Genomic DNA, 25,492 nt, shown 5'->3' with positions numbered 1-25,492 from the left:
GCCCGGATGGGGTCGGTAGTCCGGGTCGATATTCCTGGTCGGCTGTCTCGGCGCTTCTGAGCAGTCAATTCTCGTACGATCATTGTCGCGGAGGCGCGCCGCTGGTACCGTCCAGACACATGTCCAGCTATGTGTCTCTCCCCGGCGGTCGCTCGATCGCGCCCGGCGAGAACTCGTTATCGAAACAGAGGTGGGTCCGATGACGGCCGCATCGTTGGAGCCGGTGACGTTCGACCCCTACGACTACGTCTTCCATGAAGACCCGTACCCGATCTACGCCCGGCTGCGCGCGGAGGCGCCGCTCTACTACAACGCCGAACTCGATTTCTACGCGCTGTCGCGGCACGCGGATGTCACCGCGGGATTCCGCAACGCCGCCGCGCTGTCGAATGCCAACGGCGTCTCGCTCGACCCCGCGGCCTGGGGGCCGCACGCGCACAAGACCATGTCGTTCCTCGCCATGGACGATCCCCGGCATATGCGGATGCGCAAGCTGGTTTTCAAAGGTTTCACCCCCAAGCGGGTGGCCGATATGGAGACCCGCATCCGGGAACTGACGCTGGAATACCTGGAACCGGCACTCGAGCGCGGCGAATTCGACTGGATCCAGGACTTCGCGGGCAAACTGCCGATGGACGTCATCTCCGAGCTGATGGGTGTACCGGCCGCCGACCGCGACGAGATCCGCCATATGGCCGATACGGTCATGCACCGCGAGGACGGGGTGACCGATGTCCCGGATTCGGCGATCGAGGCCTCGCTGAACCTGGTGGTCTACTACTCGAACATGGTCGCGCAGCGCCGCGAGAACCCCACCGACGACCTCACCTCCGCGCTGCTCGGCGCCGAGATCGACGGAGACCGGCTCACCGACGACGAGATCATCGGCTTCATGTTCCTGATGGTGGTGGCAGGGAACGAGACCACCACCAAACTGCTGGGCAACGCCCTGTACTGGGCCGGCCGCAACCCGGCGGAATACGACAAGGTCGCCGCCGATCCGGAGCGGGTCCCGGACTGGGTCGAGGAAACCCTGCGCTACGACACCTCCAGCCAGATCGTCGCGCGGACCGCCACCGCGGATCTGGAGTACCACGGCCGGGTCATCCCGGCGGGGTCGAAGGTGCTGTTGCTGATCGGTTCGGCCAACAGGGATGGCGAGGTCTTCGACAATGCCGACAGCTACGACCTGGACCGCGCCGAGAAGGGCAATCTGGCCAGCTTCGGCGCCGGTGTGCACTTCTGCCTCGGCGCCCATCTGGCCCGCCTGGAAGCAACGGTCGCGCTACAAGAATTCGCCGCGCGGGTGAAGTCCTACCGGGTGCGCGAGGACGAATTCGTCCGCGTGCACTCGTCCAATGTGCGGGGCTTCGCCAAGCTCCCGATCTCCGTGGAGGTGCGGTAAATGCCCCGGTTCGATCCCCATCCCGAGAAGCGGCCGACCATCGTGGCCGGTGCTTCGTCGGGTATCGGCGCCGCCACCGCTGTGGAGTTGGCCGCGCAGGGCCATCCGGTGGCGCTCGGCGCGCGCCGGGTGGAGATCCTGGAAGATCTGGCCGGGAAGATCCGGGCCGACGGCGGTACCGCGTTCGCCCACCGCCTCGATGTGACCGACCAGGCCTCGGTGGACGAATTCGTCGCCGCGGCCGAGGCGGCCATCGGGCCCACCGAGATCCTGGTCTCCGGGGCCGGTGATATCGAATTCGGCCTCATCCAGGACATGGACCCGGCCGATTTCGCGCATCAGGTGCAGATCCATCTGATCGGCGCGCACCGGATGACCCATGCGGTGCTGCCCGGCATGCTGGCCCGCCGGCGCGGCGATGTGGTGCTGATCAGTTCCGACTGTGCGCCGCTGCCGCGGCCGTGGAACGGGGCCTACAGCGCCGCCAAGGCCGGAGTCGAGGCGATGGTGCAGCAGCTGCGGATGGAACTCGAGGGCACCGGCATCCGGGCCTCACTGGTCCGGCCCGGACCGACCGTCACCGGGATGGGCATGAACGCCTCGCCCGAGGTGGTGGGACCACTGCTGGAGTCCTGGCAGGCCTGGGGGCTGGCGCGGCATCCGTACATGCTGCGCGCCTCCGATCTGGCCCGGGCGGTGTCCGCGGTCGTCGGGACCCCGCGGGGTGCCCATCTCGTGCTGGTCGAGGTGCAACCGGAAGCGCCGCTGCGACCGCTCCCGGAAGAAGGAAAGGACGCCTGATGACAACCGCACTGCCCCCGGGTTTCGATTTCACCGACCCCGCACTGTGGGCCGATCGCAGTCCGGTCGAGGAATTCGCGCTGCTGCGCCGGACGGCGCCGGTGTGGTGGAACGCCCAGTCCGACGAGACCTCGGGCGGTTTCAACGACGGCGGCTACTGGGTGGTCAGCAAGCTGGAGGACGTCAAGGAACTGTCCCGCAACCCGGAGCTGTACTCCTCACAGGAGAAGGGGTCCATCGTCCGGCTGCCCGGCGATATCACCCCCGACCAGATGCAGCTCACCGGCGCGCTGCTGGTGAACATGGATCCGCCGAAACACTCCAAGGTGCGCCGGATCGTCTCCAAGGGTTTCACGCCCCGCGCGGTCGAGGGGTTGCGCGAGGCGCTCACCGATCGCGCGCACCGCATCGTGCACGAGGCGAAGAAGAGCGGCGGTGGCGATTTCGTCACCCAGGTCGCCTGCGAACTGCCCCTGCAGGCGATCGCCGAACTGCTCGGGGTCCCGCAGGAGGACCGGCGCAAGGTGTTCGATTGGTCGAACCAGATGCTCAACTACGACGATCCCGAATACGGCGACCCGACCGTGGCCTCGGCGGAAATCCTCGGTTATGCCTGGAACATGGCCGAACAGCGGCGGTCGTGTCCGGCCGACGATATCGTCACCCAACTGGTCAACGCCGATGTCGACGGGGACGGACTGGCCTCCGACGAATTCGGGTTCTTCGTCATCCTGCTGGCGGTGGCCGGTAACGAGACCACCCGCAATGCCATCACCCACGGGATGAAGGCGTTCGTGGACAACCCGGAACAGTGGGCGCTGTACCGGGAGCAGCGGCCGCGGACCGCACCGGACGAGATCGTGCGCTGGGCCACTCCGGTGACCGCGTTCCAGCGCACCGCCACCGCCGATCACGTGCTGGGCGGACAGGAGATCAAGAAGGGGCAGCGCCTCGGACTGTTCTACAGTTCCGCCAATTTCGACGAAGAAGGGTTCGACGAACCGTTCACCTTCGATATCCTGCGCGATCCGAATCCGCATGTCGGATTCGGCGGTACCGGCACCCATTACTGTGTGGGCGCCAATCTGGCCCGGCTGGAAATCGACCTGATGTTCAACGCGATCGCCGACGCCATGCCCGACCTGAAATCCGTTTCCGATCCGGTACGGTTGCGATCGGGGTGGATCAACGGAATCAAGAGTTGGCAGGTGCGCTACGAATGAATGTTCGGGATATTCCGGTGACCACGCTGTCGGGTTCGGCGTCCACGCTCGGTGAGCTGGTCGGCGATCGGGTGGTGCTGCTGGTCAACGTCGCGTCGAAATGCGGTCTCACACCGCAGTACACCGGGTTGGTCGAACTGCAGAAGAACTACGGTGACCGCGGTTTCAGTGTGGTCGGTGTGCCGTGCAACCAGTTCATGGGACAGGAGCCGGGCAGCGCCGAGGAGATCCAGCAGTTCTGTTCCACCACCTACGGTGTGGACTTTCCCCTGCTGGAGAAGGTCGAAGTGAACGGCGACGGCCGGCATCCGCTGTACCGGGAGATCATCGAAACCCCCGACGCCGAGGGTGCGGCCGGTGATGTGCAGTGGAACTTCGAGAAGTTCCTGATCGATCGGGACGGGAGTGTTGTGGGGCGTTTCCGGCCCACCACCACACCGGACGCGGACACGCTGGTCGCGGCGATCGAGAAAGCGCTGTAACCGATGCCGTAACGGCTTATGATCGAGGCCCGCTCACCCAGTTGTGAGCGGGCCTTTTTCACTTTCTACCTGCGCAAACAGTGTGATACGGCGGAAACCGGACGTGATTGGTGAAAACCGCCCGCCCGGCTTGAGCCAGCCATAACATGGACAACTGTCTGGACATAAATCCGGCTCAGTTCGGCACGCCGGGGTGCCGAACGGTTCGAGGCAGGTGAGTGGTGGTACCGATACACGACCGGTCCGATCGGCAGACAACTGCGCGCACGGTCTGGGCCGCAGTGCAGTACAAACTCGCGGCACTGGGGATGGTGCTGGTCATCGTCTTGGCCGTGGTCTTCTCGCTGGTCATGTTCTTCGGCGGCTTCGCGCCGAAGGAACCGGTATCGGTCGTGGTACCGCGTAGCGGGCTGGTGATGGATCCCGACGCCAAGGTGAAATTCCGGGGCGCGGAGGTCGGCCGGGTCGGAAAGATCGAATCCGGTAACGGGGAGGTCCGCCTCGAACTCGATATGAACCCGGACCTGATGCGACTCGTCCCGGGCAACGCCCAGGTCGATATTCGCTCCACCACGGTGTTCGGCGCCAAATACGTGAACTTCCTGGAACCGGCCCAGCCCGCCGGCCGCCTGCAGCCGGGGCAGGTCCTGCGCGGCGAATCGGTGACCGTCGAATTCAACACGCTGTTCGAGCGGCTCACCGAAGTCCTGAACATGGTCGAACCGGCGAAACTGAACGCCACGCTCACCGCGCTCGGTACCGCGCTGCAGGGGCGCGGCGAGCGACTCGGCGATCTGCTGGTGGACGCGGACCGGCTGTTACGCGAAATCAACCCGAGCATTCCCGCGCTCCAGCACGATTTCCAGGCCACCGCCGCGGTGACGAACCTCTACGCCGACACCGCCCCGGATCTGCTGCGCACGGTCGACAACGTCACCGCTCTCAGCCATACCCTCACCGACAACGAGCAGAGCTTCGACGCGCTACTGCTGGATACGATCGGCCTGGCCGACACCACCGGTGCGGTGCTCACCGAGAACGAGCAGAACCTGGCGACCGCGCTCGATCTGCTACGGCCCACCACCGATCTGCTCAACGCCTACAAACCTTCCCTGGACTGCGTCATCCGCGGTCTGGCCAAGGCGATGCCGCTGGCCGACGATCTGATGGGCGGCCGCAATCCGGGCGCCTCGTTCAACGCGAGCTTCATGTACGGTGCCGAGGCCTATCAGTACCCGAACGATCTACCCACGGTGAATGCCACCGGCGGGCCGCGCTGCGCGGGCGTCCTGGACCGGGTGCCGGGCAGCCACGCCGACTACGTGGTCACCGACACCGCGGAGGTCAATCCGTTCATCCCGTCCACCCGGATCTATCAGAATCATCCGACCGTGTTCGAGTTCCTCTTCGCCGGTATGCCCGGTATGCGCTGAGCAGGGGACAGCGGTATCAGGACCCGGTTTCCGGCTGCCCCGGCCCGGGACGCACACACATCACGCCGCCGCAGGGCTTATCACTGAGTCCCGCGGGGTTGGGATGGACCGTCGGCCGCCGGTGCGCGGGGGCGCGCAGTTCGTGACGATTGCGGTCGCGCGGGCCGCGGGCAGTACGACGTCGTTTCACCGGGCGACCCCCGCACCGCCGCCACGGGGGCGGCGCGAGGTGATCCGGACCCGGACCGCGACGCCGGCTCGGGGATCGGCCGGGAAGGCCCCGGTAGCGCCCGGTGCCGCCTGGGGCGAACCTGTCGGTGGCCAATAGTTCATGGCCACCAGTCTGGCGGATGCCCCTGCGGCCGGTCGCACCCGGGTTTACCCGGCGGGCCTCGGCGCATACCCCGGCCGCGGGGGCCGACCGGCTCAGGAGGCCAGCGCGCGCGGCGCCTCGATCACCGAATAGTGACCGGCGTCACCGGTGATAACCGTGCTCGGCCGGCCGTCGACGCCCACCGGGATATCACCGGCAAGGGTGATCCGGGTCAGCCGGCGCGGCTGTCCGTCGTAATCGTTGACCGCGTAGTGCTGGGTGGCGCGGTTGTCCCAGATCGCGACATCGCCGAGCTGCCAATCCCAGCGCACCGTGTTCTCCAGCCGGATCACCCGATCCTGGAGGATCCGGAACAGCGCCTGCGATTCCGTGGTCGAGAAGCCGACGAAGTTCCGCACGAAATGGCCGAGCAGCAGCGCGCGCTCACCGCTCTCCGGATGGACCCGCACCACCGGGTGCTCGGTTTCATAGAGCGAGGATTCGAACTCGGCGCGGTGTTCCCTGGTTTTCTCGTCCGGGTGCTCACCGTGGCGGCCCACATAGTCGTAGACATTGGTGTGCACCGCCCGCAGGTTCTCCGCCAGCAGCCGCAGCGGCTCGGGCAGCGAATCGTAGGCGGCCACGGTGGAGGCCCAGGTGGTGGAGCCGCCGTAGGGCGGCAGGGTGACCGCCCGCAGGATCGACGCCTTCGGGATGCGGTCCACAAAGGTGACATCGGTGTGCCAGCTGCTGGCGCTGCCGTACTCGGAGTCGATGGCCAGGGTCTTCTCGCCGTGCGAGGTGACCGTCGGATGCGGGGTGGTCGGGTTGCCGAGCAGTTCGGCGAACTCGTACTGGCCGTCCTCGGTGAGCTGATCCTGGCCGCGGAAGAAGATCACCTTGTGTTCGACCAGCGCCTTGCGGATGGTCTCGACGGCCGCCGGACCGAGGTCACCGCCCAGCCGCACCCCGTCGATGCGCGCTCCGATCCTGGACCCGAGCTTGACCACGGTGGGGAGGGTGGCGGGGGTGGCGTTTTCGGATGTCATGAGCACCTCACGGATCGAGAGCGGAATCGTTCGCTTCTCGAGCACACCACCGGGGCCCCGCACCGAACAGGATTGCGGTCGCGCTGATCACAACGCTGCGCCACCAGGTCTCGGGGTGTGTTGCGCTTGTTTTCGGGGTTGCCTGTGGACGCGCACGGCCGGAGCGAAAGCGGAGGTACGCAAAACGCGCATGGCCGGAGCGAATGCGGAGGTGCGCCTAGCCGAGATGTTCGCGCAGATAGGCCAGATCGTCGGCGATACCCTCGGCCGGGGTCTCCAGCACCACCGGCGCGTCGGCGGTCCGGCACACCTCGGTGAGCAGCTCCGGATCGATGGTGCCCTCGGCGAAATTGGCATGCCGGTCGGCGCCCGAATCGAACTCGTCCCGGGAGGAATTGAGGTGCACCAGATCGATCCGGCCCGTGATACCCCGGATCCGCTCGACCACGCCGACCAGATCCTCCCCGCCCGCCCAGGCGTGACAGGTGTCGAGGCAGAACCCGGCCCCGTATTCGCCGACCGCATCCCACAGGCGGGCGATATTGTCGAAATGTCGCGCCATGGCGTGGTTGCCGCCGGCGGTGTTCTCGATCAGGATCGGGACCGCGAAACCGCCCTTGTCCTGCTGGCGCTCGAAAAGTTTGCGCCAGTTGACGAAACCGGCCTCCATCTCGTCGTCGTTGCGCACATGACCGCCGTGCACGACCAGCCCGAACGCGCCGAGATCGGCCGCCGCCCGCGCCTGCTGCGCCACCGCGTTACGCGACGGCATCCGCAGCCGGTTGTTGGTGCTGGCCACATTGATCTGATAGGAGGAATGGACCACCACATCGATCGGGCTGGCCAGGATCTGCTCGGTCGCCGGATGCGGGGTGGGTTTGTCCCAGCTCTGCGGATCCACCACGAACAATTGGACGACATCGGCGCCGAGTCGCTCGCCGTACCCGATCGGGTCGCTGTCCGTGCGGACATGTGCTCCAATGCGCATGGCGTCAGACTATCGGCCCCAACCGACAACCGGCCCTCGTGTTGCGCCCGGGCGGTGCGGGAAGATACACCGGAAGACACGCGTACGACCCGACGAGGGGGAATCGGCCATGCTCGAGCCCGGTGACGATTTCGCGGGCTATGCCATCCGGCGGCGGCTGGGCGTCGGCGGTATGGGCATGGTGTTCCTCGCCCGGCACCCGCGGCTCCCGCGGCTGGTCGCGCTGAAACTACTCAACCCGGACCTGTACTCCGACAGGGAGATCCGCCTGCGGTTCGAACGGGAATCCGAACTCGCGGGCCGGCTCGAGCATCCCAATATCGTCACCGTCTACGACCGCGGCGCCGAGGGCAAACAGCTCTGGATCTCGATGCAGTACGTGCCGGGTTCGGATGCCTCGCTGGTGGATCTGCACGTCCTCGATCCCCGGCGGGCGGTCCAGATCGTCGCCGATACCGGGATCGCCCTGGACTTCGCCCACGCCAACGGGGTGCTGCACCGAGATGTGAAACCGGGCAACATCCTGCTCGCGAAACCGCCCATCGGACAGCCGGAACGGGTACTGCTCACCGATTTCGGTATCGCCGGGGTGCGCGACGCCGAAACCACCATCGCCGCGGCGGACACCATCACCGCGACCCTGGCCTATGCCGCACCCGAACAGCTGACCGGCGCGAAACTCGACCACCGCGGCGACCAGTACTCACTGGCCTGCACCCTGTTCTGGCTGCTCACCGGGTCGGGGCCGTATCGCGGCAATAATCCGGCCGAGCTCATCCAGGCTCATCTGACCGCGCCGGTGCCCCGGCTCACCCGGATCCGGCCCGGGCTGCCCCCGGGGCTGGACGAGGTCCTCGCGCGGGCGCTGGCCAAGAATCCCGCCGACCGGTTCCTCAGCTGTACCGAATTCGCGACGGCCGCCGCGCGGACACTGCGCCCGCCGGGACCGCGCGGCGGGCCGCCGGGGGTCAGATTGCGGCCCGCGCAGCGGTATCCGGGGCCGACCGGACCCGCTCCGGGGTACGGCTCGGGGGAGTTCCGGCAACCCGGAACGCGGGGTATGCCGGCGTATCCCTCCACCGAACACCGCCGTCCCGGTCCGCCGCCGCGGTATCCGTCCACCGAGTACCCGCATCCCGGGGCGGCCCCGCCCTTCCGGTCCACCGAACACCGCCGTCCCGTCCCGCCGCCGGGCCCCGGTGACCATCGGCCCCCGGCCGGGTCGCAACCGGGTTCGGCCGAGTTCCGGCAGCCGGGCCCCGACAGCCGGCACGCGCCCGACACCGTGGCCCCGGCGGACGACCGGGCCACCCGCCCCGACCAGGCGCACCGTTCGAGTCCGGCCGAACCGGCGGTGATCGATCTGCCCGGCTTCCGCAACCGTCCCGGGATGCCCCCGCCGGTGGCGCAACCCCACCGGCCGCCCCGGGATCCCGGCGCTACGCCATAGCGCGAGGACCCCGGGTATCCCGCGGTGGGCCGGCTCGGCGCCGGGGTCCTGCGGCGCACCGGCACCGCAGTGCCGGTGTAGCGACCGTGTTGCGGCTGCGTATGCGGACCGGTGAGAGCCCTCGGGGTCATCTCGACTGCTGCTATGGTTTCGATGATTTCGCGTGCCCGGACCGCTGCGGCCCGGACACGCTTTTCGTCTACGCCTGCGTACCGGTGGGTCCCGGTCCCGCAGGCGGGAATTGGAGCAACCATGCTGGCCAACGGCGATGTTTTCGCCGGCTATGTCATCGACCGGCAACTCGGCCGGGGTGGGATGGGCTCGGTCTACCTCGCGAAACATCCGCGGCTGCCGCGGATGACAGCGCTCAAGCTGCTGAACCGCGAGATGTTCTTCGACAAGGAGGTGCGCGCCAGGTTCGAACGGGAGGCCGATCTGGTCGCCCGCCTGGACCACCCCAATATCGTCACGGTCTACGACCGCGGTCTCGAAGACGAACAGCTGTGGATCTCGATGCAGTACATCGACGGTATCGACGCCGCCTCGGTGGATCCGCAGAAGTTGCCGCCCGAACGTGCGGTCCAGATCATCGCCGAAACCGCGTCCGCGCTCGACTACGCGCACGGTATGGGGGTGATGCACCGGGACGTGAAGCCGGCCAACATCCTGCTGGCCCGTTCGACCGGCGGCCGTGGTGAACGGGTCTACCTGACCGATTTCGGTATCGCGCGCCTGCGCGACGACACCGGACACCTCACCCAGACCGGGACGTTCACCGCTACGCTGGCCTACGCCTCACCCGAGCAGCTCACCGGTGCCGACCTCGATCACCGCTCGGACCAGTATTCGCTGGCCTGTTCGCTGTACTGGTTGCTCACCGGCAGCGGGCCGTTCACCTCCACGAACCCGGCGGGGGTCATCCAGGGGCATCTGCAGTCGCCGCCGCCGTCGCTGAGCGCGGCCCGGCCGGAACTGCCGCCGACGCTGGACGCGGTCCTGGCCAAGGCGATGGCGAAGCGTCCCGACGACCGGTTCACCTCGTGCACCGAATTCGCCGAAGCCGCCAAACAGGCGCTCACCTCGCCGAGTTCCCCGGCCATCCCGCTGGCCGTACCGCCGCCCACCATGGTGAACCCGTCCTATCAATCCGGGCCGTACAACAGCGGGGCGAACCAGTATCCGAGCACCGCGGCGCCCCAGTCCTACGCCGGAGGCGCACCCGCGCAGCCGTATGCGAGCAATGTGCAGGGCCAGCCCTATGCCAGTGGTGTCCAGGGCCAGCCCTATGCCGGCGGGGCGCCGGGCCAGCAGTACGCGAGCGGATTCCAGCAGGGTCCCGGCGACGGGCAGCAGCAGCCCTACGGCGGCACGCTCGGGTACACCACCCCGGTCGGTCAGCCCTACGGCGGCGGAACTCCGGGCGGATACACCCAGCCCACGAGCTATCCGCAGCCGATGGCGCAGGTCCAGCAGGCGCCGCGCCCGCCCAAGTCGAACACCGGGCTCATCGTCGCCATCTGTATCGGGCTGGTGGTGCTGATCGGTGTCGTCATCGGCGTGGTGGCCCTCGCCGGGAGCGGCGGAGGCGGCGGAACCGACCCCACGGCCGCCGGCACCAGCACCCAGACCACGGTGGCCCCGGTACCCGCGACCGCGGACTCCATCAGCAAGGAGTTCCCGCAGCTGGTGCCCGCGTCGACGTCCGAAGAGGTCGGTTACCACGACGCGAAATGCTGGGAGACCGACAGCAGCTACACGCCCAGCCCCGACGACGGCGAACCCGACTTCGGTAAATGGGCCTGGCAATGGCGCTGCTACGGCGGTAACAACAACGACGATCCGTTCTACCGGATCTACGCCTACGCCTCCGCCGCCGATGTGGAATCGGTGGTCAAGGGACTGCCCGCGACCTCGGAGAAGTCCACCGACGCCAACGGCGGTCAGACCTACACCAACTACACATGGGACAGCGACGGCCCGAAGATGGTCACGGTGTTCACCAACCATCCCGAACGAGCCCAGTACCTGATGTACACCGACGGCATCGTCGGCACCATCGACGAGATGCTGACCTGGTGGAAGTCGGCACCTCTGAACTGAGCGACGCAGCGACAACGGCGGATCCCACGGCAGCTGGGGTCCGCCGTTTCGTTTCCCACCGGCGGGGAGTCATCCCACCCGCGTACCCGGCGCCCCCTCAGGTGTACGAGTGGTCAGGGCGATCCCGGATGGCGCGGCTCGCGGCGGCCCGACACACTGGACCCATGACTGCTCACGCTGTCGACGTGGACCCGGCCGAGCCGGGCACCCCGTCCACCGTCGCCGCCGGCGCCATCGAACTGACCAAGGTCTACGGGTCCGGGGATACGCGGGTCACCGCGCTGGATGCGGTAACGGTCGATTTCGCGCGGGGCGAGTTCACCGCGATCATGGGACCGTCCGGCTCCGGGAAATCGACCCTCATGCACTGTCTGGCGGGGTTGGACGAGGCCAGTTCGGGCCGGGTGCGGATCGGCGACACCGAGCTCACCGACCTGTCCGACAAACAGATGACCGCCCTGCGCCGGGACCGCGTCGGCTTCGTGTTCCAGGCGTTCAACCTGGTCCCGACGCTGACCGCGCTGGAGAACATCACCCTGCCGCTCGATATCGCCGGCCGGGCCCCGGACTCGGAATGGCTCAACACGGTGCTGAAGCGGCTCGGTCTGGAGGACCGGCTGGCTCACCGGCCCAGCGAACTGTCCGGCGGCCAGCAGCAGCGGGTCGCCTGTGCGCGGGCGCTGGCGGGTAAACCGCAGATCGTCTTCGGTGACGAACCGACCGGCAACCTGGACTCCCGCTCCTCCGGCGAAGTGCTGTCGATCCTGCGGGCGGCGGTGGACGAATTCGGCCAGACGGTCGTCATCGTCACCCACGAACCCACCGCCGCGGCCTACGCGGACCGCGTGGTCTTCCTGGCCGACGGCCGGATCGTGGACGAGATGCGGGATCCGACCGCCGACTCGGTGCTGGACCGGATGAAAGCCCTGGAGGTCCGGTGACGCACCCCGGAACGTGCGATCGTCCCCGGCCGACGCGGGCGGTCCGGTAGTGGCCGCCCATCCCATGCGCAGGGTGGCGCTGCGCAATCTCGCCGCGCACAAGGTGCGGCTCGCCCTGACGCTGCTGTCGGTGGTCCTCGGGACCGCGTTCATCGCGGGGTCGTTCGTCTTCACCGATACGCTGCAGCGCACCTTCGACGGCATCTTCGCCACCGAGGCCAAGGGCGTCGATGTGCGGGTGAGCCCGGAGGAGCGACAGTCCGCGGGTATTTCCCAGGACGTGGTCGACCGGATCGCCGCCATGGACGGGGTCCGCACCGTGGCCCCCGGTATCGAGGGATCGGTGGTGCTGCTCGATCCGTCCGGGAAGAAAGCGGTGCAGACCGGCGGCGCTCCCAGTACAGGAGAGGCCTATCTCCCGCCGCAGCGGGCGGTCGCCGAGCCCGATCCCTTCGTCGCCGGTGTACCCCCTGCCGAACCCGGCCAGATCGCCCTCAACACCGGTGCCGCCGAACGGGCCGGCCTGAAGGTCGGGGACCGCACCAAGGTGCTCGTCCCCTCCCACGGTGGACCGATCGATGTCACGCTCACCGGCATCTACGCGCCGCCGGCGGATACCGGCGGTTTCATCGGGCTGCAGTTCACCGAGGCGCAGGCCCGGGAACTGTTCACCGACGGTACCCATGTCGCCTACGTCGATATCGCGGCCGCGGGCATACCCGGGGACACCCTGCGTGACCGGCTGTCCATGCTGTACCCGGACTACAAGGTGCAGAACGGCGACCAGGTGCGCGCAGATATGCGGGCCCAGCTCTCCGAAGCGCTGAACTTCCTGAACTACTTCCTGCTGGCCTTCGGTGCCATCGCGCTGATCGTCGGTACCTTCATCATCTACAACACCTTCTCGATGCTGGTGGCGCAGCGGTTGCGCGAACTCGCGCTGTTGCGGGCCGTCGGTGCGAGCCGCGGTCAGGTGGGCCGGTCGGTGGTCGGGGAGGCACTGGTCGTCGGTGTGCTCGGCAGTCTGCTCGGCCTGCTGGCCGGTATCGGGCTCGCCTACGGGCTCGCCGGGCTGCTGAACGCGTTCGACCTCGGGTTGCCCACGGGCCGGATGGCCGTCCTACCCCGGACCGCGGCGGTCGCCTTCGGGGTCGGTCTGCTGGTGACGGTGGTGAGCGCGTACGCGCCGGCCCGCCGAGCCTCCCGGATCCCGCCGGTTCAGGCCATGCGCGAGGAGTTCGCCTCCCCCGGTGACACGCTGCGGGCGCGTACGGTGACCGGCGCGGTACTGGCGGTCGCCGGAATCGTGCTGGTGGTGCTGGGTGCCCGCAACACCGGCGGCGGGGCGGCCGCCGTGGTGGGTGTCGGGGCGCTGGGCCTGATCCTGGCGGTGCTGTTCGCCTCGCCCGCGCTGTCGCGCCCGGTGCTGGCCGGACTGGGCGTGCTCATCCGGCCGTTCGGATCGATCGGGCGCATGGCGCGCAACAACGCGACCCGCAATCCCCGCCGTACCGCTGCCACCGCGTTCGCGCTGACCCTGGGACTCATGCTGGTCACCGCCATCGGCATGCTCGGCGAATCGGCGAAGGTCAGTATCTCCCGAGTGGTGGACCAGGGGATTGAAGCCGATTATGTCCTCGCCGGGCCGCAGATGATGGGAGTGCCGACCGGCGCCGCCGACGCGGTGCGGGCGAAGGTGCCCGAGGCGGCGCAGACCGTGGGTCTGCGCGGGCTCGCGCTGAAGATCGGTGACGACGACGAATTCGGCACCTCGCCCGACGGCCCCCTGGACCAGGTCGTGAACCTCGACATGCTGAGCGGTTCGGCGACCCTCGGGGACTCCGATATCCTGCTCGGCAAGGACGAGGCGACCGAGCACGGCGTGACGGCCGGTGACCGGCTCTCGGTGCAAACCCTCGACGGTACGGAGATTCCGTTGACGGTCGCCGGAGTGTACGCGGATTCGCAGATTCTGGGGCCGCTGATGGTGCCGTCGACGGTTTACGAGCGGGCGGTTCCGATATCCCTGCGGACCGATGTCGGGGTACTGATCAAGGCCCGCTCGGGGACCGACCTCGCGTCCATGCGCACCGATCTGGAGCGCGCCACCGAGGAATTCGTGATCGTGCAGGTCCTGGACCGCGAGGAGTTCAAGGGCGAGAACGCCAAGCAGATCAACAACCTGCTGGCCATCCTCTACGGGCTGCTGGCATTGGCAGTGGTGATCGCGGTACTGGGCATCGTGAACACCCTGGCGCTTTCGGTGGTGGAGCGCCGCCGCGAGATCGGCATGCTGCGCGCGGTGGGCACCCAGCGGGCGCAGGTGCGCCGCACGATCTACCTGGAATCCATGTTGATCGCGGTGTTCGGTGCCCTCGTCGGAGCGGTCCTGGGCCTGGGGCTGGGTGTCGGATTCCTGCGCACCCTGCGGGATCTCGGCCTGGACCAGATCGCGGTGCCGTGGGATCAGCTGGTGTACATGCTGGTCGGCTCCGCGATCGTGGGAGTGCTGGCCGCGCTCTGGCCGGCCATCCGGGCCGCCCGCACGCCACCGCTGGCCGCGATCGCCGACCTGTGAGTCCGGCTCCGTGGTCCGGCCCTCGGGGCCGGACCACGGAGTGCGCGCCGGATTCAGCGGTGTTCGGTTCCCCAGCGCATGAGATCCCCCCGGTTCAGCGCCTGGGCCAGCAGGTCCGGGAACCGGTCGGGCGTGCAGGCGAAGGCCGGCACGCCGAGCGCCGCGAGCGCCGCGGCGTTCTCGCGATCGTAGGAGGGCGCGCCGTCATCGGAGAGCGCCAGCAGTACCACCACCTGGACACCCGATTCCTTCATGGCGTGCACGCGGCGCAGCATCTCCTCCCGGACCCCGCCCTCGTAGAGGTCGGAGATCAGGAAGAACAGGCTGTCGGTGGGGCGGGTGATGAGCGACTGGCAGTAGGCGATGGCCCGGTTGATGTAGGTCCCGCCGCCGAGCTGGGTGCCGAACAGCACATCGACCGGGTCGGACAACTTTTCGGTGAGGTCCACGACCTCGGTGTCGAAAACCACCAGTGAGGTGCGCAGAGACCGCATCGACGCCAGGACCGCGCCGAACACCGAGGAGTACACCACGCTGGAGGCCATGGAACCGGATTGGTCGATCGCCAGGATCACATCACGGTGCACCGCTTGGGCCCGCCGGCCGTAACCCACCAGCCGTTCGGCGATGATGGTGCGCTGCTCGGGCAGGTAATTGGCGAGGTTCTTGCGGATGGTGCGGTCGAAATCGATATCGCGCGGTTTGGGACGGGAGGTGCGGGCGGACCGGTTGAGCGCCCCGCTCACCGCGGCCACGGTACGGGTCGCGATTCGTTCCTCGATCTCCTTGACCACCTTCGACACCACCATCCGGGCGGTGGCCTTGGTGGTTTCCGGGATGACCCGGTTCAGGCTCAGCAGCGTGCCGACCAGATGCACATCGGGTTCGACCGCCTCCATGAGCTCCGGTTCCAGCAGCAGCTGGGTGAGGTTCAGCCGCTCCACCGCGTCCCGCTGCACGACCTCGACCACCGTCGACGGGAAGTAGGTGCGGATATCACCGAGCCACCGGGCGACCCGCGGCGCCGACCCGCCGAGGCCGCCCGCCCGGTCACCGCGGGAGCGGCCCGCGCCGCTACCGCTGTCGTAGACCGCGCCGAGGGCTTTGTCGATGGCCTTGTCGTCGGCGGTGCCGAGGCCGCCGAGCGCCGGCTCGGCGGCCGCACCGAGGACGAGGCGCCAGCGGCGCAGCCGGGCCTCGTCGGCGACACCGTGCGGTGCGGTGGTGTTCATGCGGGGACTCCCAGGATGTCGGCGACGGTGCGCAGGGCGAGCAGGCCGCGGGCCGGGTCGGTTTCGGCGGCCTCGGGAGCGGGCGCGGCCGGGCGGCCGTCGCGCACGGCTTCGCCGATCGCGCGGCGCTCCCCGGATTCGAAGGCGCCGAAGGTCCGGCGCAGGAGCGGTACGACCTCGACGAACTGCTCCTCGGACAGACCGGCGAGCCAGCCGTCGATGAGTCGCAGCAGAGCGCGATCGTGGACCAGCACCAGGCCGCGGCCGCCGACGAAACCGTCCACCCAGGCGGCCTTCGCGGCGGCGGTGTTGCCGACCGACAGCGCCGCCGCCAGCCGCCGGGCCGCCTCCTCGGTATCGATCCGGTCGGCGTCGCAGAGCAGGCGTACCGTCCGGCCGACCAGTAGGCCGTGCACATCGGGCCGGTCGGCGAGCCGGGCGAGTACCGACAGCCACTGTTCGGTGGATTCGGCGTGGTTCCGGGTGTGGACGGCGGTGGTGGCGGTATCGAGCTGATCGCGCAGCGCCGCCGCGGTGTCGTCCCCGAGTCCGGTGACCGCGGCGGGCAGGCCGGCGCAGATGCGGACCAGCATGCTGTCGGCGACATGGGTCAGCGCCGAGGTATCGGTGCCGCGGACGTCGCCGTACCGCAGCGTGCGCAGCAGACCGGGCAGTGCGGCCAGCAGATGGGTCATATCGTGGTCCACCGCGGCCGCCGAACCGAGCCGGGCGATCAGCCCGTCGAGCGCGCCCGGCAGTTCGGCGAGCAACGCGAATTCCAGCGCCTCGGTGAGTTCGGTGACCCCGCTGCCGGAGCGCGCGGCCGTATCGAGGATCTTCGCCTCGGCCGCCGCCTGCACCGTGGTACCCCACCGGGAGGCTTCGATCACCCGGACCGCGAACTCCGGTTCCCAGCGCAGCTCCCAGGTCTCCCGGAACGTACCTTTCGACTGCACGGTACCGGCGCTGGGCGTGCCCCAGTGCACGCCCAGCAGCCGGAGCCGGTGCAGCAGCCTCGATCTGCCGATATCGCGTTCTTTACGCAGGTCCAGATCCAGTGTGCGGACCAGCGCTTCCTGTTTCAGCCGCAGGGTGCGGGCCGTGGCCCGCAGATCGGCTTCCAGCGGTACGGTCGGCGCCTCGGGCGGTACCGCGCCGAGTGCCTCGCCCACCACCAGTTCCGTCCCGACCAGGCGCAGCGCCGTATCGTCGCCCTCGCACAGCACCGCGCGGGTCGCCTCGGTGACCTCGGAGAGGCCGGCCAGCGGCCGCGCCCGCAGGGCCGCCAGGGTGTGCGCCAGCCGCACGGCCTCGATGATGTGGGCACTGGAGACCGGCAGGTCGTGGGCGCGCAATACGCCCGCGACCTTGGTGAGCCAGGACGCGATCGGGCGCTCGGTCTCGGTGAACAGATGGTGGTACCACCCGGGCGAGGTGACGCCCGCCCCGTAACCGGACGCGGCAGCGAGCCGCGAATGCGTCCACGGCACCCAGGTCAGGGTCGCTTTGACCTTGGGCAGTCCCTTCAGCAGGCGGAGATCCGCGGCGGCGGGCCCGAGCGGTTCCTGGAGCGCGGGGGCGTGCCAGGCGCCGCAGACCACAGCGATCCGGCGGGCGCCGTCCTTGCGTGTCTTGCGCAGTACCTGCCGCATATGGGCTTCGCGGATCAGGGTGTGCCGGTCGAGGATCAACGGTTCGGGTTGCGGTGGCGCCGACTCCGGACCGCCGGCCTCGTCGGGTGCGGGAGTCGGGAACTCCCCGGGAGTTTCGGCAGCCGGTGCGGCGCCGGGAACGCCGCTGCCGACCTCATCGGTGGCGGCGGTCCGGAACTCGCCGGCCGGTGGAGCCTCCGGGTCGTCGGTACTGCCCCCGGTTTCGGGCGTACCGGTCGGGCCGGTGACTGTTTCGGTCTCCGGTTCGATGAGCGCGGTCTCGCGGAGGGCGGCCATGGCCTCGGTGATGGCCTCGAACGTCCCGGTGTCCGAGGTCGATTCGACCACCGCGTCCCACCAGCGTTCGGCATCGTCGTAGCCGCCCGCGGCCGCCAGTTCGGCCAGCGCGTCACGGCCCCCGGTGCGGTCGTCGACGGCCAGGACCTGGGCGGCGGGGAGATCGCAGAACCGGACGGGTATCTCGTTGTCGACCGCGTAACGCAGCGCCTGCCATTCCGGGGAGAACACCGCATACGGCCAGAACGCGGCCCGGGCCGGTTCGTCGGAGACATAACCGAGCAGGGCGACCGGCGGCGCCATCGACGCGGCGGCGGTATGGACCACCAAGGGGTCGGCGTCCGCCGGGCCCTCGATCAAAATGGTGTCGGGCCGGAACTCCTCCAGCGCCAGGCGCAACGACCGCGCCGAACCGGGGCCGTGATGCCGTATCCCGAAGACCCGGGTCTCTCCGGGTTCGCCCGCCTGCGCGGCGCTCATCCGTTGATCTCCCGGCAGGCGCGGTAGAAATCGGCCCATTCGCGACGTTCGCGCACCACGGCCTCGAGATATTCGGTCCACACCACCGAATCGGCCACCGGATCCTTGACGACCGAACCGATCACCGCGCCCGCGATATCGGCGGCGCGCAGCACACCGTCACCGAAATGCGCCGACAGCGCCATACCGTTGGTGATCACGGAGATGGCCTCGGCCGTGGAGAGCGTGCCCGACGGAGACTTCAGCTTGGTCCGGCCGTCGGCGGTGAGGCCCGCGCGCAGCTCCCGGAAGATACGCACCACCCGGCGCACCTCCTCGGCGGCGGCCGGGACCTCGGGCAGTTCCAGCGCCGACCCCAGCTGCTCGACCCGGCGGGTCACGATATCGATCTCTTCGGCTTCGCTGCCCGGCAGCGGGAGGACGACGGTGTTGAACCGGCGACGCAGCGCCGAGGACAGTTCGTTCACGCCGCGGTCGCGGTCGTTGGCGGTCGCGATGATGTTGAAGCCCTTGGCGGCCTGCACTTCCATCCCGAGTTCGGGAACCGGCAGGGTTTTCTCCGACAGGATGGTGATCAGCGCGTCCTGGACATCCGACGGGATCCGGGTGAGTTCCTCGAGCCGGGCGATGGCGCCGGTGCGCATCGCGTTCAGAATCGGCGAGGGCACCAGCGCGGCATCGCTGGGACCCTCGGCGAGCAGCCGGGCGTAGTTCCAGCCGTACCGGATGGCTTCCTCGGCGGTCCCCGAGGTGCCCTGGACCAGCAGCGTGGACGACCCGCTGATGGCGGCCGAGAGATGTTCGGAGACCCAGGTCTTCGCGGTGCCGGGGACGCCGAGCAGCAGCAGGGCGCGATCGGTGGCCAGGGTGGCGACGGCGACCTCCATCAGCCGGCGCGGCCCCACGTATTTGGGGCTGATCACGGTGCCGTCGGCGAGGGCGCCGCCCAGCAGATAGGTGACCACCGCCCACGGTGACATGGTCCACGACGGCGGGCGCGGACGATCGTCCACGGCGATCAGGGCGCGCAGTTCGTCGGCGAAAGCCTGCTCGGCGTGCGGGCGCAGCAGCGCGGGGGCGGGTTCGGTGACGGCGGTGGTCATGTCAGCTCCTCGAGCATCGCGGATCGTTGGTGGAGGTCGTGGGCGAGCAGTCCGAGGGCCGCGGCCCAGTCGTCGGCTTCGCAGCGGCCCGCCAGCGCGGTGACCTCGCCCGCGCATTCGGGTGGTAGATGGAGTGTGGCGGTGTGCAACAGCGAACGGTGTGCGCTGGGGTAGGTGCCCGGCGCGCCCCGCCGGGCCGCGGCGGTCCGGGCCCGTTCCTCGAACAGGTGCAGGAGATGCCGGGCCAGTTCCGGAGGCCAGGGGTGGGCCACCGCGGGCAGCAGGGATTCGAGTTCGGACAGCCAGGAGGTACCGAGGCGCAGCAGATGACGCAGCTGGTCGCCGGGCGGGAGCAGCGCGAACAGTTCACGACGGCGCAGGATCGCCAGGTTCGACGGCATCCCGGCGGTGAACAGCGCCTCTCCCCAGCGGGTATCGCGCTGGGCGAGGGCGGCATCCATCCAGCCGTCGAACAGCGGCTGCCGGAAACGGTCGTCCACGTGCGTCACGACCGCGCGTACCGGGGGCCCCAGGGGACCGGTCCAGTAGCTCAGCGGTAGCGCGGCCACCAGTTTTCGCAGCCGGGTCGCCGCGAGATCGGGCTGCCCGTTCCAGCGGTAACCGAATTCCGTGGTGCCGTCGGTGAAACCGTCACGGATCGCCGATTCGTCCAGCGTCTCCGGGATGCCGACGAACACCTCGGTTCCCTGTCCCGCACCGGCATCACCGCATTTGATCCAGTCGGCGGCGCGCGCGGCCATCCGCTCGGCGAACGCCGAGGCGGGTAGCCGGGCCAGCAACTCGGCGGCGATGCGGCGCACATCACCGCGGCGATCGCCCAGCGCCCGCTCGAGTAGCTCCTCGTCCGCGGCGCTCAGCCCATCGGCGAGTACCCCGAGCAGTTCGGCCTTCGGCGCGCCCGATTCCCGCGGCCACGCCTCGGTCAGGGCCGCGCGTGCGGCAGCCGGATCCCGGTGCCGCAGCGCGGTCAGCCAGGCGAGCCGTTCCGGCGGCCGGCCCAGGTGCCAGGTCTCCTCGGTGGGTTCGGTCTCGGCGGTATCCCGCCGCGCCAGCTCATGCCAGCGCGGAATCCACTCGGCCAGCCAGCGGCCGCGGGCACCGGCCAGCCGCAGGGCCGCCTCGCGCGATTCGCCGTTGCCCGCGGCGAATTCGAGCAGCTGTCCCACCAGCCGGTGCGGGGCGCGGTACTCGTGCGGCGCGGCGGCCGCGAACCATTCGGGCAGGAATTCGGGCCGGGATTCGATCAGCAGGGCCAGCCGGTCGGCGGCTACGCGGGGGAGTTCGGGTCGGGGGTCGTCGGCGGCCGGCTCACCGGACACTCCGAGCCGGCGGGGCAGATAGCCGCCACGCGCCCAGGCCATCTCCAGCGCGGTGGTCGCGAGCAGGCGCTGCGCGGCATCCCGCTCCGGAAGTGCCGCGACGGCCGCGGCGACCTGTTCACCGATCCCCGATGGTGTGCCCGCGCCGCGCGCGGTACCCAGCAGGGCGATCGACGCCGCCTCCGGTGTGGCGGCGACGGCGGAGCCGGCGGCGTCCGCGGCGGGCCCGGCATCGTGGAAATCTCCGTCGGCCAGGACGGAGATCAGCTCCAGCCGCCGGCCCGTCCAGAGCCCGAAGACGGTCACCGGCCGGCCGCCGGACAGCGCGAGCAGCCGCCACGGTTGTGCCGGTTCCGCCAGTGGTAGCGCGGTACCGTCGGCTTCACGGATCAGCCAGTCCTCGCCCTGCCGGACAGGTGTGACCCCGCGCAGCAGCACGGGCCAGGACTCGAGCCACGGATCGGCGGCCGCCGCCGTCGCGAAATCCGTCAGCGCCGCGGCGGCGGTCCCCGATCCGGCGGTCTCCGGTGGCTCCGCGGCGGTGGGTGCCGCCTCGTCCCGGGCCGATCCGGCCACCGCGCGCAGCGGCGCCGCGACCGGATAGAAGTGCACCGCGTACTCGGCCGCGAGGCCGATCGGCGGGGTGTTCGCGGGAAAGACGGGGGAGCCGAATGAATGATCCACCAGCAGTGCCCACCGCCCGGTGCGCACGCCGTGGAGCCAGGTCCGGCGGGTGTGCAGCCGGTCTTCTGCCTCGGTGCGCATGCCGACGGTCAGCCACCGATCGGTCACCGCGGGTTCGGCCTGCACCGTTTCCGCCGGAACCGGATAGCCGATATGGCCGCGGACGGCGGCCGCCAGCGGCGCGGGCAGCGTGTCCGATCGCGTATGGGCGGTGATGAGCAGGTGCAGCCACGCGAACCGGCCCAGCAGCACCTCCGGCCAGTTCGCCCGGCGCACCACCGCGTCGGGCAGGCGGCGCACCGCGGTGGCCGGGCCGGGTGCCTGGGCGTCCACCAGCCGCGCTGCCACCGCCTCGAACGCCGCGTGGGAGCGATCTGTCTGGGCCAGGCCGGTGCGGATCTGGTCGGTGAGCCAGGTATCGAGTTCGGCCAGGCCGGCTTTCACCCGTTCCTGCCGCTGCTGCGCGGTGGCCGGATCGCCGCCGCGCGGCTGTTTCGGCGGAGCGGCCGTCTTCGCGGCGCGCCGGCCGGTCCACTCGGCGGCGAAATCGGCTGTTTCGGCGGACTCCGCCACCGTGCCCGCCGACCAGATCAGCAGCAGCGACAGGGCGTGTTTGCACGGGAATTTGCGGCTCGGGCAGGAACAGCGGAAAGCGGGCCCGGTCAGATCGACGATCGTCTGGTACGGGGTTTGCCCGCTGCCCTTGCACAATCCCCACAGCGTGGTCCCGGACCAGCCGGTGCCGGACCATTTTCCGGCCAGTTTGCGGGCGGCGGTGAGGGAACTCGTATCGGGCGCGAGTGCTGTCACCTGGTTCTCGCTCCACCGTTGTGTCATCCGGCGGACTCGTTTCGGTCGGTCATGATGCCCCCGTCTCTCGGTCGAGAGATTTCTATCGCACCGCACCGACAGAATCTCTCCGCGGCATGGTCATCAATGGAAGAGCTTGGCGCCGAAGCATATTCGAGGCGCGGGGCAATACCGTAAATGTTGCGTGATCCGATCGAGTCTGGCATTCTGTCCTGTTCGGCCAGACCGAGCCACCCCTGAAGGGTGACACACCGACGAGCTGCCCGACGGGGTTGGCGAGGGGTGGCCATCGGCAGCCGGTCGGGTCGGCCGATGACCAGATCCCATCCCCGCGGGCATGTTCGAGCCGCCGGCCGTGCGTACTTCCCCGCGCTCGGTTCCGGCGCGGTGTATCGCAACCGTCCGGGACGGAGCCGGGAACCGGCTCTGTCCGGAACGGCCACTATCGGGTAGCGTTTCGCACAGCTTTCGACCGTACGACCACACATGGGGGCTCGACAGGCGTGTGGCCTCGAGGGGGTGGAGAACTTCCGTGAACTCTGTGCGTGAGGAATCCGGGGCGACATTCGTCCGGCCCACCGACGTGATAGCGCGCCGCATCGATGCGGATCCGGATATTCCCGCCGCGGTGGCCGCGCTCGTGCGCGCGGCCCTCGATCCGCCGCCCGGCTCCGCCGAATCGACGGCGAGCGCAACGAGTTCCGGACTCGACGGCGTCTTCCTGAGCGCCATCCGGGTGCGGGGATTCCGCGGTATCGGCCCGGAGACCACTCTCGAGCTGCCCACCGGCCCGGGGCTGACGCTGGTGACCGGCCGCAACGGCAGCGGGAAATCGAGTTTCGCCGAAGCCGCGGAACTCGCGTTGACCGGCGGCAATCGGCGCTGGGATGGCCGTTCGACCGCGTGGCGCGAGGGTTGGCGCAACCTGCACCGGTCCGGCCCGGTCCGGGTGGAACTGGAACTGCGTACCGACGGTCCGGAACCCGCGCTGACCGTCGCCCGGGAGTGGGGTGCCGAGGAACCATTGCCGGGCGGCACCTGGACCCAGCGGCGCGGGGACGGGCCCGCGCAGGTGTTCGCGAGCGGTGACTGGGCGCTGCCCATGGAGTTGTACCGGCCGTTCCTGTCCTACAGCGAACTCGGCGCGCTGGTGGACGGGAAGCCCAGCGAACTGTTCGACGCGCTGCACCAGCTGCTCGGTCTGGACGAACTGATCGTCGCGCACGAGCGGATCCGGGTCCGTCGCCTGGACCTCGAGCGCGCGGCCCGGACCGCGCGCCGGGACAGGCAGACCCTGCTGACCGAACTCGCCGAGGTCACCGATCAGCGCGCGCGGCGCGCGGTCGCGCTGTTGCGCGAGCCGAACCCCGATATCGCCGCGCTCGAGGGTCTGGTGGGCGATATCGCCGGCGGGCCGGAACCGGCCGCGTTACGCGCGGTACTCGCCCTGGAACTGCCGTCGGCCGAGCGGGTCGCGGCGCTGGCGACCCGGATATCCGCCGCGGTCGCCGCGGCCGCCGCGGCGACCTCCCCCGAAATAGCCGCGGACCTGCGCGTCCTCGACGTGTTGCGCGCCGCCTACGCGCATGTCACCACACACGGGCGGTCCGGGACGCCCGCCGCCGATCCGCCGTTCTCCCCGCCCGGATCCCGGACGGGCCCGGAAATCGACGATCACCGCACCGCGCCGTGCCCCGTATGCGGTGGCGGCACGCTGGACCGGCAGTGGCTGCTCGAAACCGCGGCCGCGATCGACGGACTGTCGGTGCGGACCGCGGATCTCGTCCGGGCGCGCGACGAGCTCACCCGGGCGTTGGCGGAACTGCGGGTGCTCACGGGCGAACTTCCGCCGGCACTGGCCGCGGCGGAAAGGTCCGGCCTCGACACCGCGACACTGGGCGAGGCCTGGGCCCGCTGGGTGGGTCTGCCCGAATCGGGAGATCCCCACCAACTGCCCGACCGGTTACGTGTCGTGCACGAGCATCTGTCCGTGGAACTGGATTTCGTCCAGCAGTGCGCCGGTAAGGAGCTGGACCGGCTCGACGAGGCCTGGGCGCCGTTCGCGCCGCGCCTGAGTGCCTGGCTCCAACTCACCCGCACGGTCACCGCGCAGGCCGCGGAACGACAGACCGCCCGCGCGGCCGAGGAGTGGCTGAAAGCGGCCACCGCGCGGGTGCGGGACGAGCGGCTGGCCCCGCTGGCCGGGACCGCCCGGTGGGTGTGGCAGACCCTGCGCCAGCAGAGCAGCGTCGAACTGGGCGGCATCCATCTGCAGGGCAACGCGAACAGCGCGCGCCGGGTGCAGCTGGAGGTCACCGTGGACGATGTGGACGGCGCCGCGCTCGGGGTGATGAGCCAGGGCGAGTTGCACGCGCTCGGCCTGGCCCTGTTCCTGCCGCGTGCGACCGTCGCGGCGAGCCCGTTCCGGTTCGTGGTGATCGACGATCCGGTCCAGGCGATGGATCCCGCCAAAGTGGACGGGTTGGCCCGGGTGCTGGCCACCGTCGCCTGGGAACGCCAGGTGGTGGTGTTCACCCACGACGACCGGCTCGCCGAGGCGGTGCGCCGGATGCAGATCGACGCCCGGATCGTCGAGGTGCAGCGCCGGGAACGCTCGGTGGTGGAGGTCCGGCTGTCCAGCGACCCCGTCCACCGCTACCTCGACGACGCGCGTGCTCTACTGCGCACTCCGCAGCTGCCCCGGACCATCGCCGACGAACTCGTCGCGACCTGCTGCCGTTCCGCGCTGGAGGCGGCGAGCCTGGCCCGGGCCAAGCGGGTGCTGCTGGCCGGCGGTATGGATCACCGGGAGGTGCAGCGGCGGATCGACCGGGCCCAATCGACCCGGGCGATGGTCACCCTCGCGGTGCTGGGTCCCGGGCACCGGATCGAGGATCTGAACAAACAGCTGGCCAAGGAGGGTCGCTGGGCGGTCGAGGTCGTGCGCGATGCCACCGCCGGCGCCCATGTACCGATCGACCGCGATCTCGCCGAGCTGATCGCCGATACCGAACGTTTCGCCGAGTGGCTGGCGGGGTGAGCGGACGCCGGGACCGGGGCTCGGGGCGGCGCGGAGGGGGTGGCCGGAGCCGCGGCCCGCGCACCGACGGCCGGCCGGTGCGGCCCCGGCC

The 25,492-nt window shown here is 69.6% G+C and carries 16 protein-coding genes; 10 read left to right on the top strand and 6 right to left on the bottom strand.

All coding sequences use genetic code 11. The annotated features are described in order from the left end of the window. Window positions 1-199 precede the first annotated feature (199 nt). The 5 genes from NF4_RS32525 (at window position 200) to NF4_RS32505 (ending at window position 5,344) form a co-directional block, all read left to right on the top strand. Window positions 200-1,405 (top strand): cytochrome P450, encoded by a 1,206-nt coding sequence (locus tag NF4_RS32525; protein WP_063131235.1) that lies wholly within the window; start codon window positions 200-202, stop codon window positions 1,403-1,405. After that, window positions 1,406-2,206, top strand: coding sequence for an SDR family oxidoreductase (locus NF4_RS32520; protein ID WP_063131234.1), 801 nt, complete (start codon window positions 1,406-1,408; stop codon window positions 2,204-2,206). It abuts the gene before it with no gap. After that, window positions 2,206-3,429, top strand: coding sequence for a cytochrome P450 (locus tag NF4_RS32515; RefSeq protein WP_063131233.1), 1,224 nt, complete (start codon window positions 2,206-2,208; stop codon window positions 3,427-3,429). Before NF4_RS32520 ends, NF4_RS32515 begins: the two co-directional genes overlap by 1 nt. After that, window positions 3,426-3,911: a glutathione peroxidase gene (locus NF4_RS32510; RefSeq protein WP_063131232.1), complete on the top strand. Its 486-nt coding sequence runs from the start codon at window positions 3,426-3,428 to the stop codon at window positions 3,909-3,911. Before NF4_RS32515 ends, NF4_RS32510 begins: the two co-directional genes overlap by 4 nt. A 281-nt stretch (window positions 3,912-4,192) precedes the next feature. After that, window positions 4,193-5,344 (top strand): MCE family protein, encoded by a 1,152-nt coding sequence (locus tag NF4_RS32505; RefSeq protein WP_269749670.1) that lies wholly within the window; start codon window positions 4,193-4,195, stop codon window positions 5,342-5,344. A 426-nt stretch (window positions 5,345-5,770) separates the two neighbouring features. On the opposite strand, the gene NF4_RS32500 is transcribed toward NF4_RS32505, so the two are convergent. Together NF4_RS32500 and NF4_RS32495 are read right to left on the bottom strand one after the other, a co-directional pair. Further along, window positions 5,771-6,706: a TauD/TfdA dioxygenase family protein gene (locus tag NF4_RS32500; protein ID WP_063131258.1), complete on the bottom strand. Its 936-nt coding sequence runs from the start codon at window positions 6,704-6,706 to the stop codon at window positions 5,771-5,773. A gap of 217 nt (window positions 6,707-6,923) precedes the next feature. After that, a complete protein-coding gene (locus tag NF4_RS32495; protein ID WP_063131231.1) occupies window positions 6,924-7,694 on the bottom strand; it encodes a deoxyribonuclease IV in 771 nt (256 codons plus the stop codon). Between the two features lie 109 nt (window positions 7,695-7,803). Between NF4_RS32495 and NF4_RS32490 the strand changes: the two genes are divergently transcribed. The 4 genes from NF4_RS32490 to NF4_RS32475 all read left to right on the top strand — a co-directional run bounded on the left by NF4_RS32490 (window position 7,804) and on the right by NF4_RS32475 (window position 14,763). Further along, a complete protein-coding gene (locus NF4_RS32490; protein WP_063131230.1) occupies window positions 7,804-9,144 on the top strand; it encodes a serine/threonine-protein kinase in 1,341 nt (446 codons plus the stop codon). Window positions 9,145-9,396: 252 nt separating this feature from the next. Beyond that, a complete protein-coding gene (locus tag NF4_RS32485) occupies window positions 9,397-11,244 on the top strand; it encodes a serine/threonine-protein kinase (protein WP_063131229.1) in 1,848 nt (615 codons plus the stop codon). Window positions 11,245-11,408: 164 nt separating this feature from the next. After that, window positions 11,409-12,185 (top strand): ABC transporter ATP-binding protein, encoded by a 777-nt coding sequence (locus NF4_RS32480; RefSeq protein ID WP_063131228.1) that lies wholly within the window; start codon window positions 11,409-11,411, stop codon window positions 12,183-12,185. Window positions 12,186-12,249: 64 nt separating this feature from the next. Next, a complete protein-coding gene (locus NF4_RS32475; protein WP_063131227.1) occupies window positions 12,250-14,763 on the top strand; it encodes an ABC transporter permease in 2,514 nt (837 codons plus the stop codon). A 53-nt stretch (window positions 14,764-14,816) separates the two neighbouring features. Here the strand turns inward: NF4_RS32475 and NF4_RS32470 are convergent, their stop codons facing one another. From NF4_RS32470 to NF4_RS32455, 4 genes are read right to left on the bottom strand one after another with little or no spacing between them, the layout of a single operon-like run. Further along, complete coding sequence (locus NF4_RS32470; protein ID WP_063131226.1) at window positions 14,817-15,995, bottom strand: VWA domain-containing protein; 1,179 nt, start codon at window positions 15,993-15,995, stop codon at window positions 14,817-14,819. After that, complete coding sequence (locus tag NF4_RS32465; protein ID WP_063131225.1) at window positions 15,992-18,424, bottom strand: DUF5682 family protein; 2,433 nt, start codon at window positions 18,422-18,424, stop codon at window positions 15,992-15,994. Before NF4_RS32465 ends, NF4_RS32470 begins: the two co-directional genes overlap by 4 nt. Beyond that, the gene (locus NF4_RS32460) at window positions 18,421-19,527 is read right to left on the bottom strand and encodes an ATP-binding protein (protein WP_063131224.1); all 1,107 of its coding nucleotides are present in this window, start codon (window positions 19,525-19,527) and stop codon (window positions 18,421-18,423) included. Before NF4_RS32460 ends, NF4_RS32465 begins: the two co-directional genes overlap by 4 nt. Then, window positions 19,524-22,388, bottom strand: a complete 2,865-nt coding sequence (locus tag NF4_RS32455; protein WP_063131223.1) for an SWIM zinc finger family protein — start codon at window positions 22,386-22,388, stop codon at window positions 19,524-19,526. The genes NF4_RS32460 and NF4_RS32455 overlap by 4 nt, the downstream gene beginning before the upstream one ends. 505 nt (window positions 22,389-22,893) lie before the next feature. Between NF4_RS32455 and NF4_RS32450 the strand changes: the two genes are divergently transcribed. Then, window positions 22,894-25,401: an AAA family ATPase gene (locus NF4_RS32450; RefSeq protein ID WP_063131222.1), complete on the top strand. Its 2,508-nt coding sequence runs from the start codon at window positions 22,894-22,896 to the stop codon at window positions 25,399-25,401. Window positions 25,402-25,492: the final 91 nt, after the last annotated feature.

Source organism: Nocardia fusca NBRC 14340, assembly GCF_001618425.1.
GTDB lineage: Bacteria > Actinomycetota > Actinomycetes > Mycobacteriales > Mycobacteriaceae > Nocardia > Nocardia fusca.
This window is presented reverse-complemented; position numbering and strand designations above follow the sequence as displayed.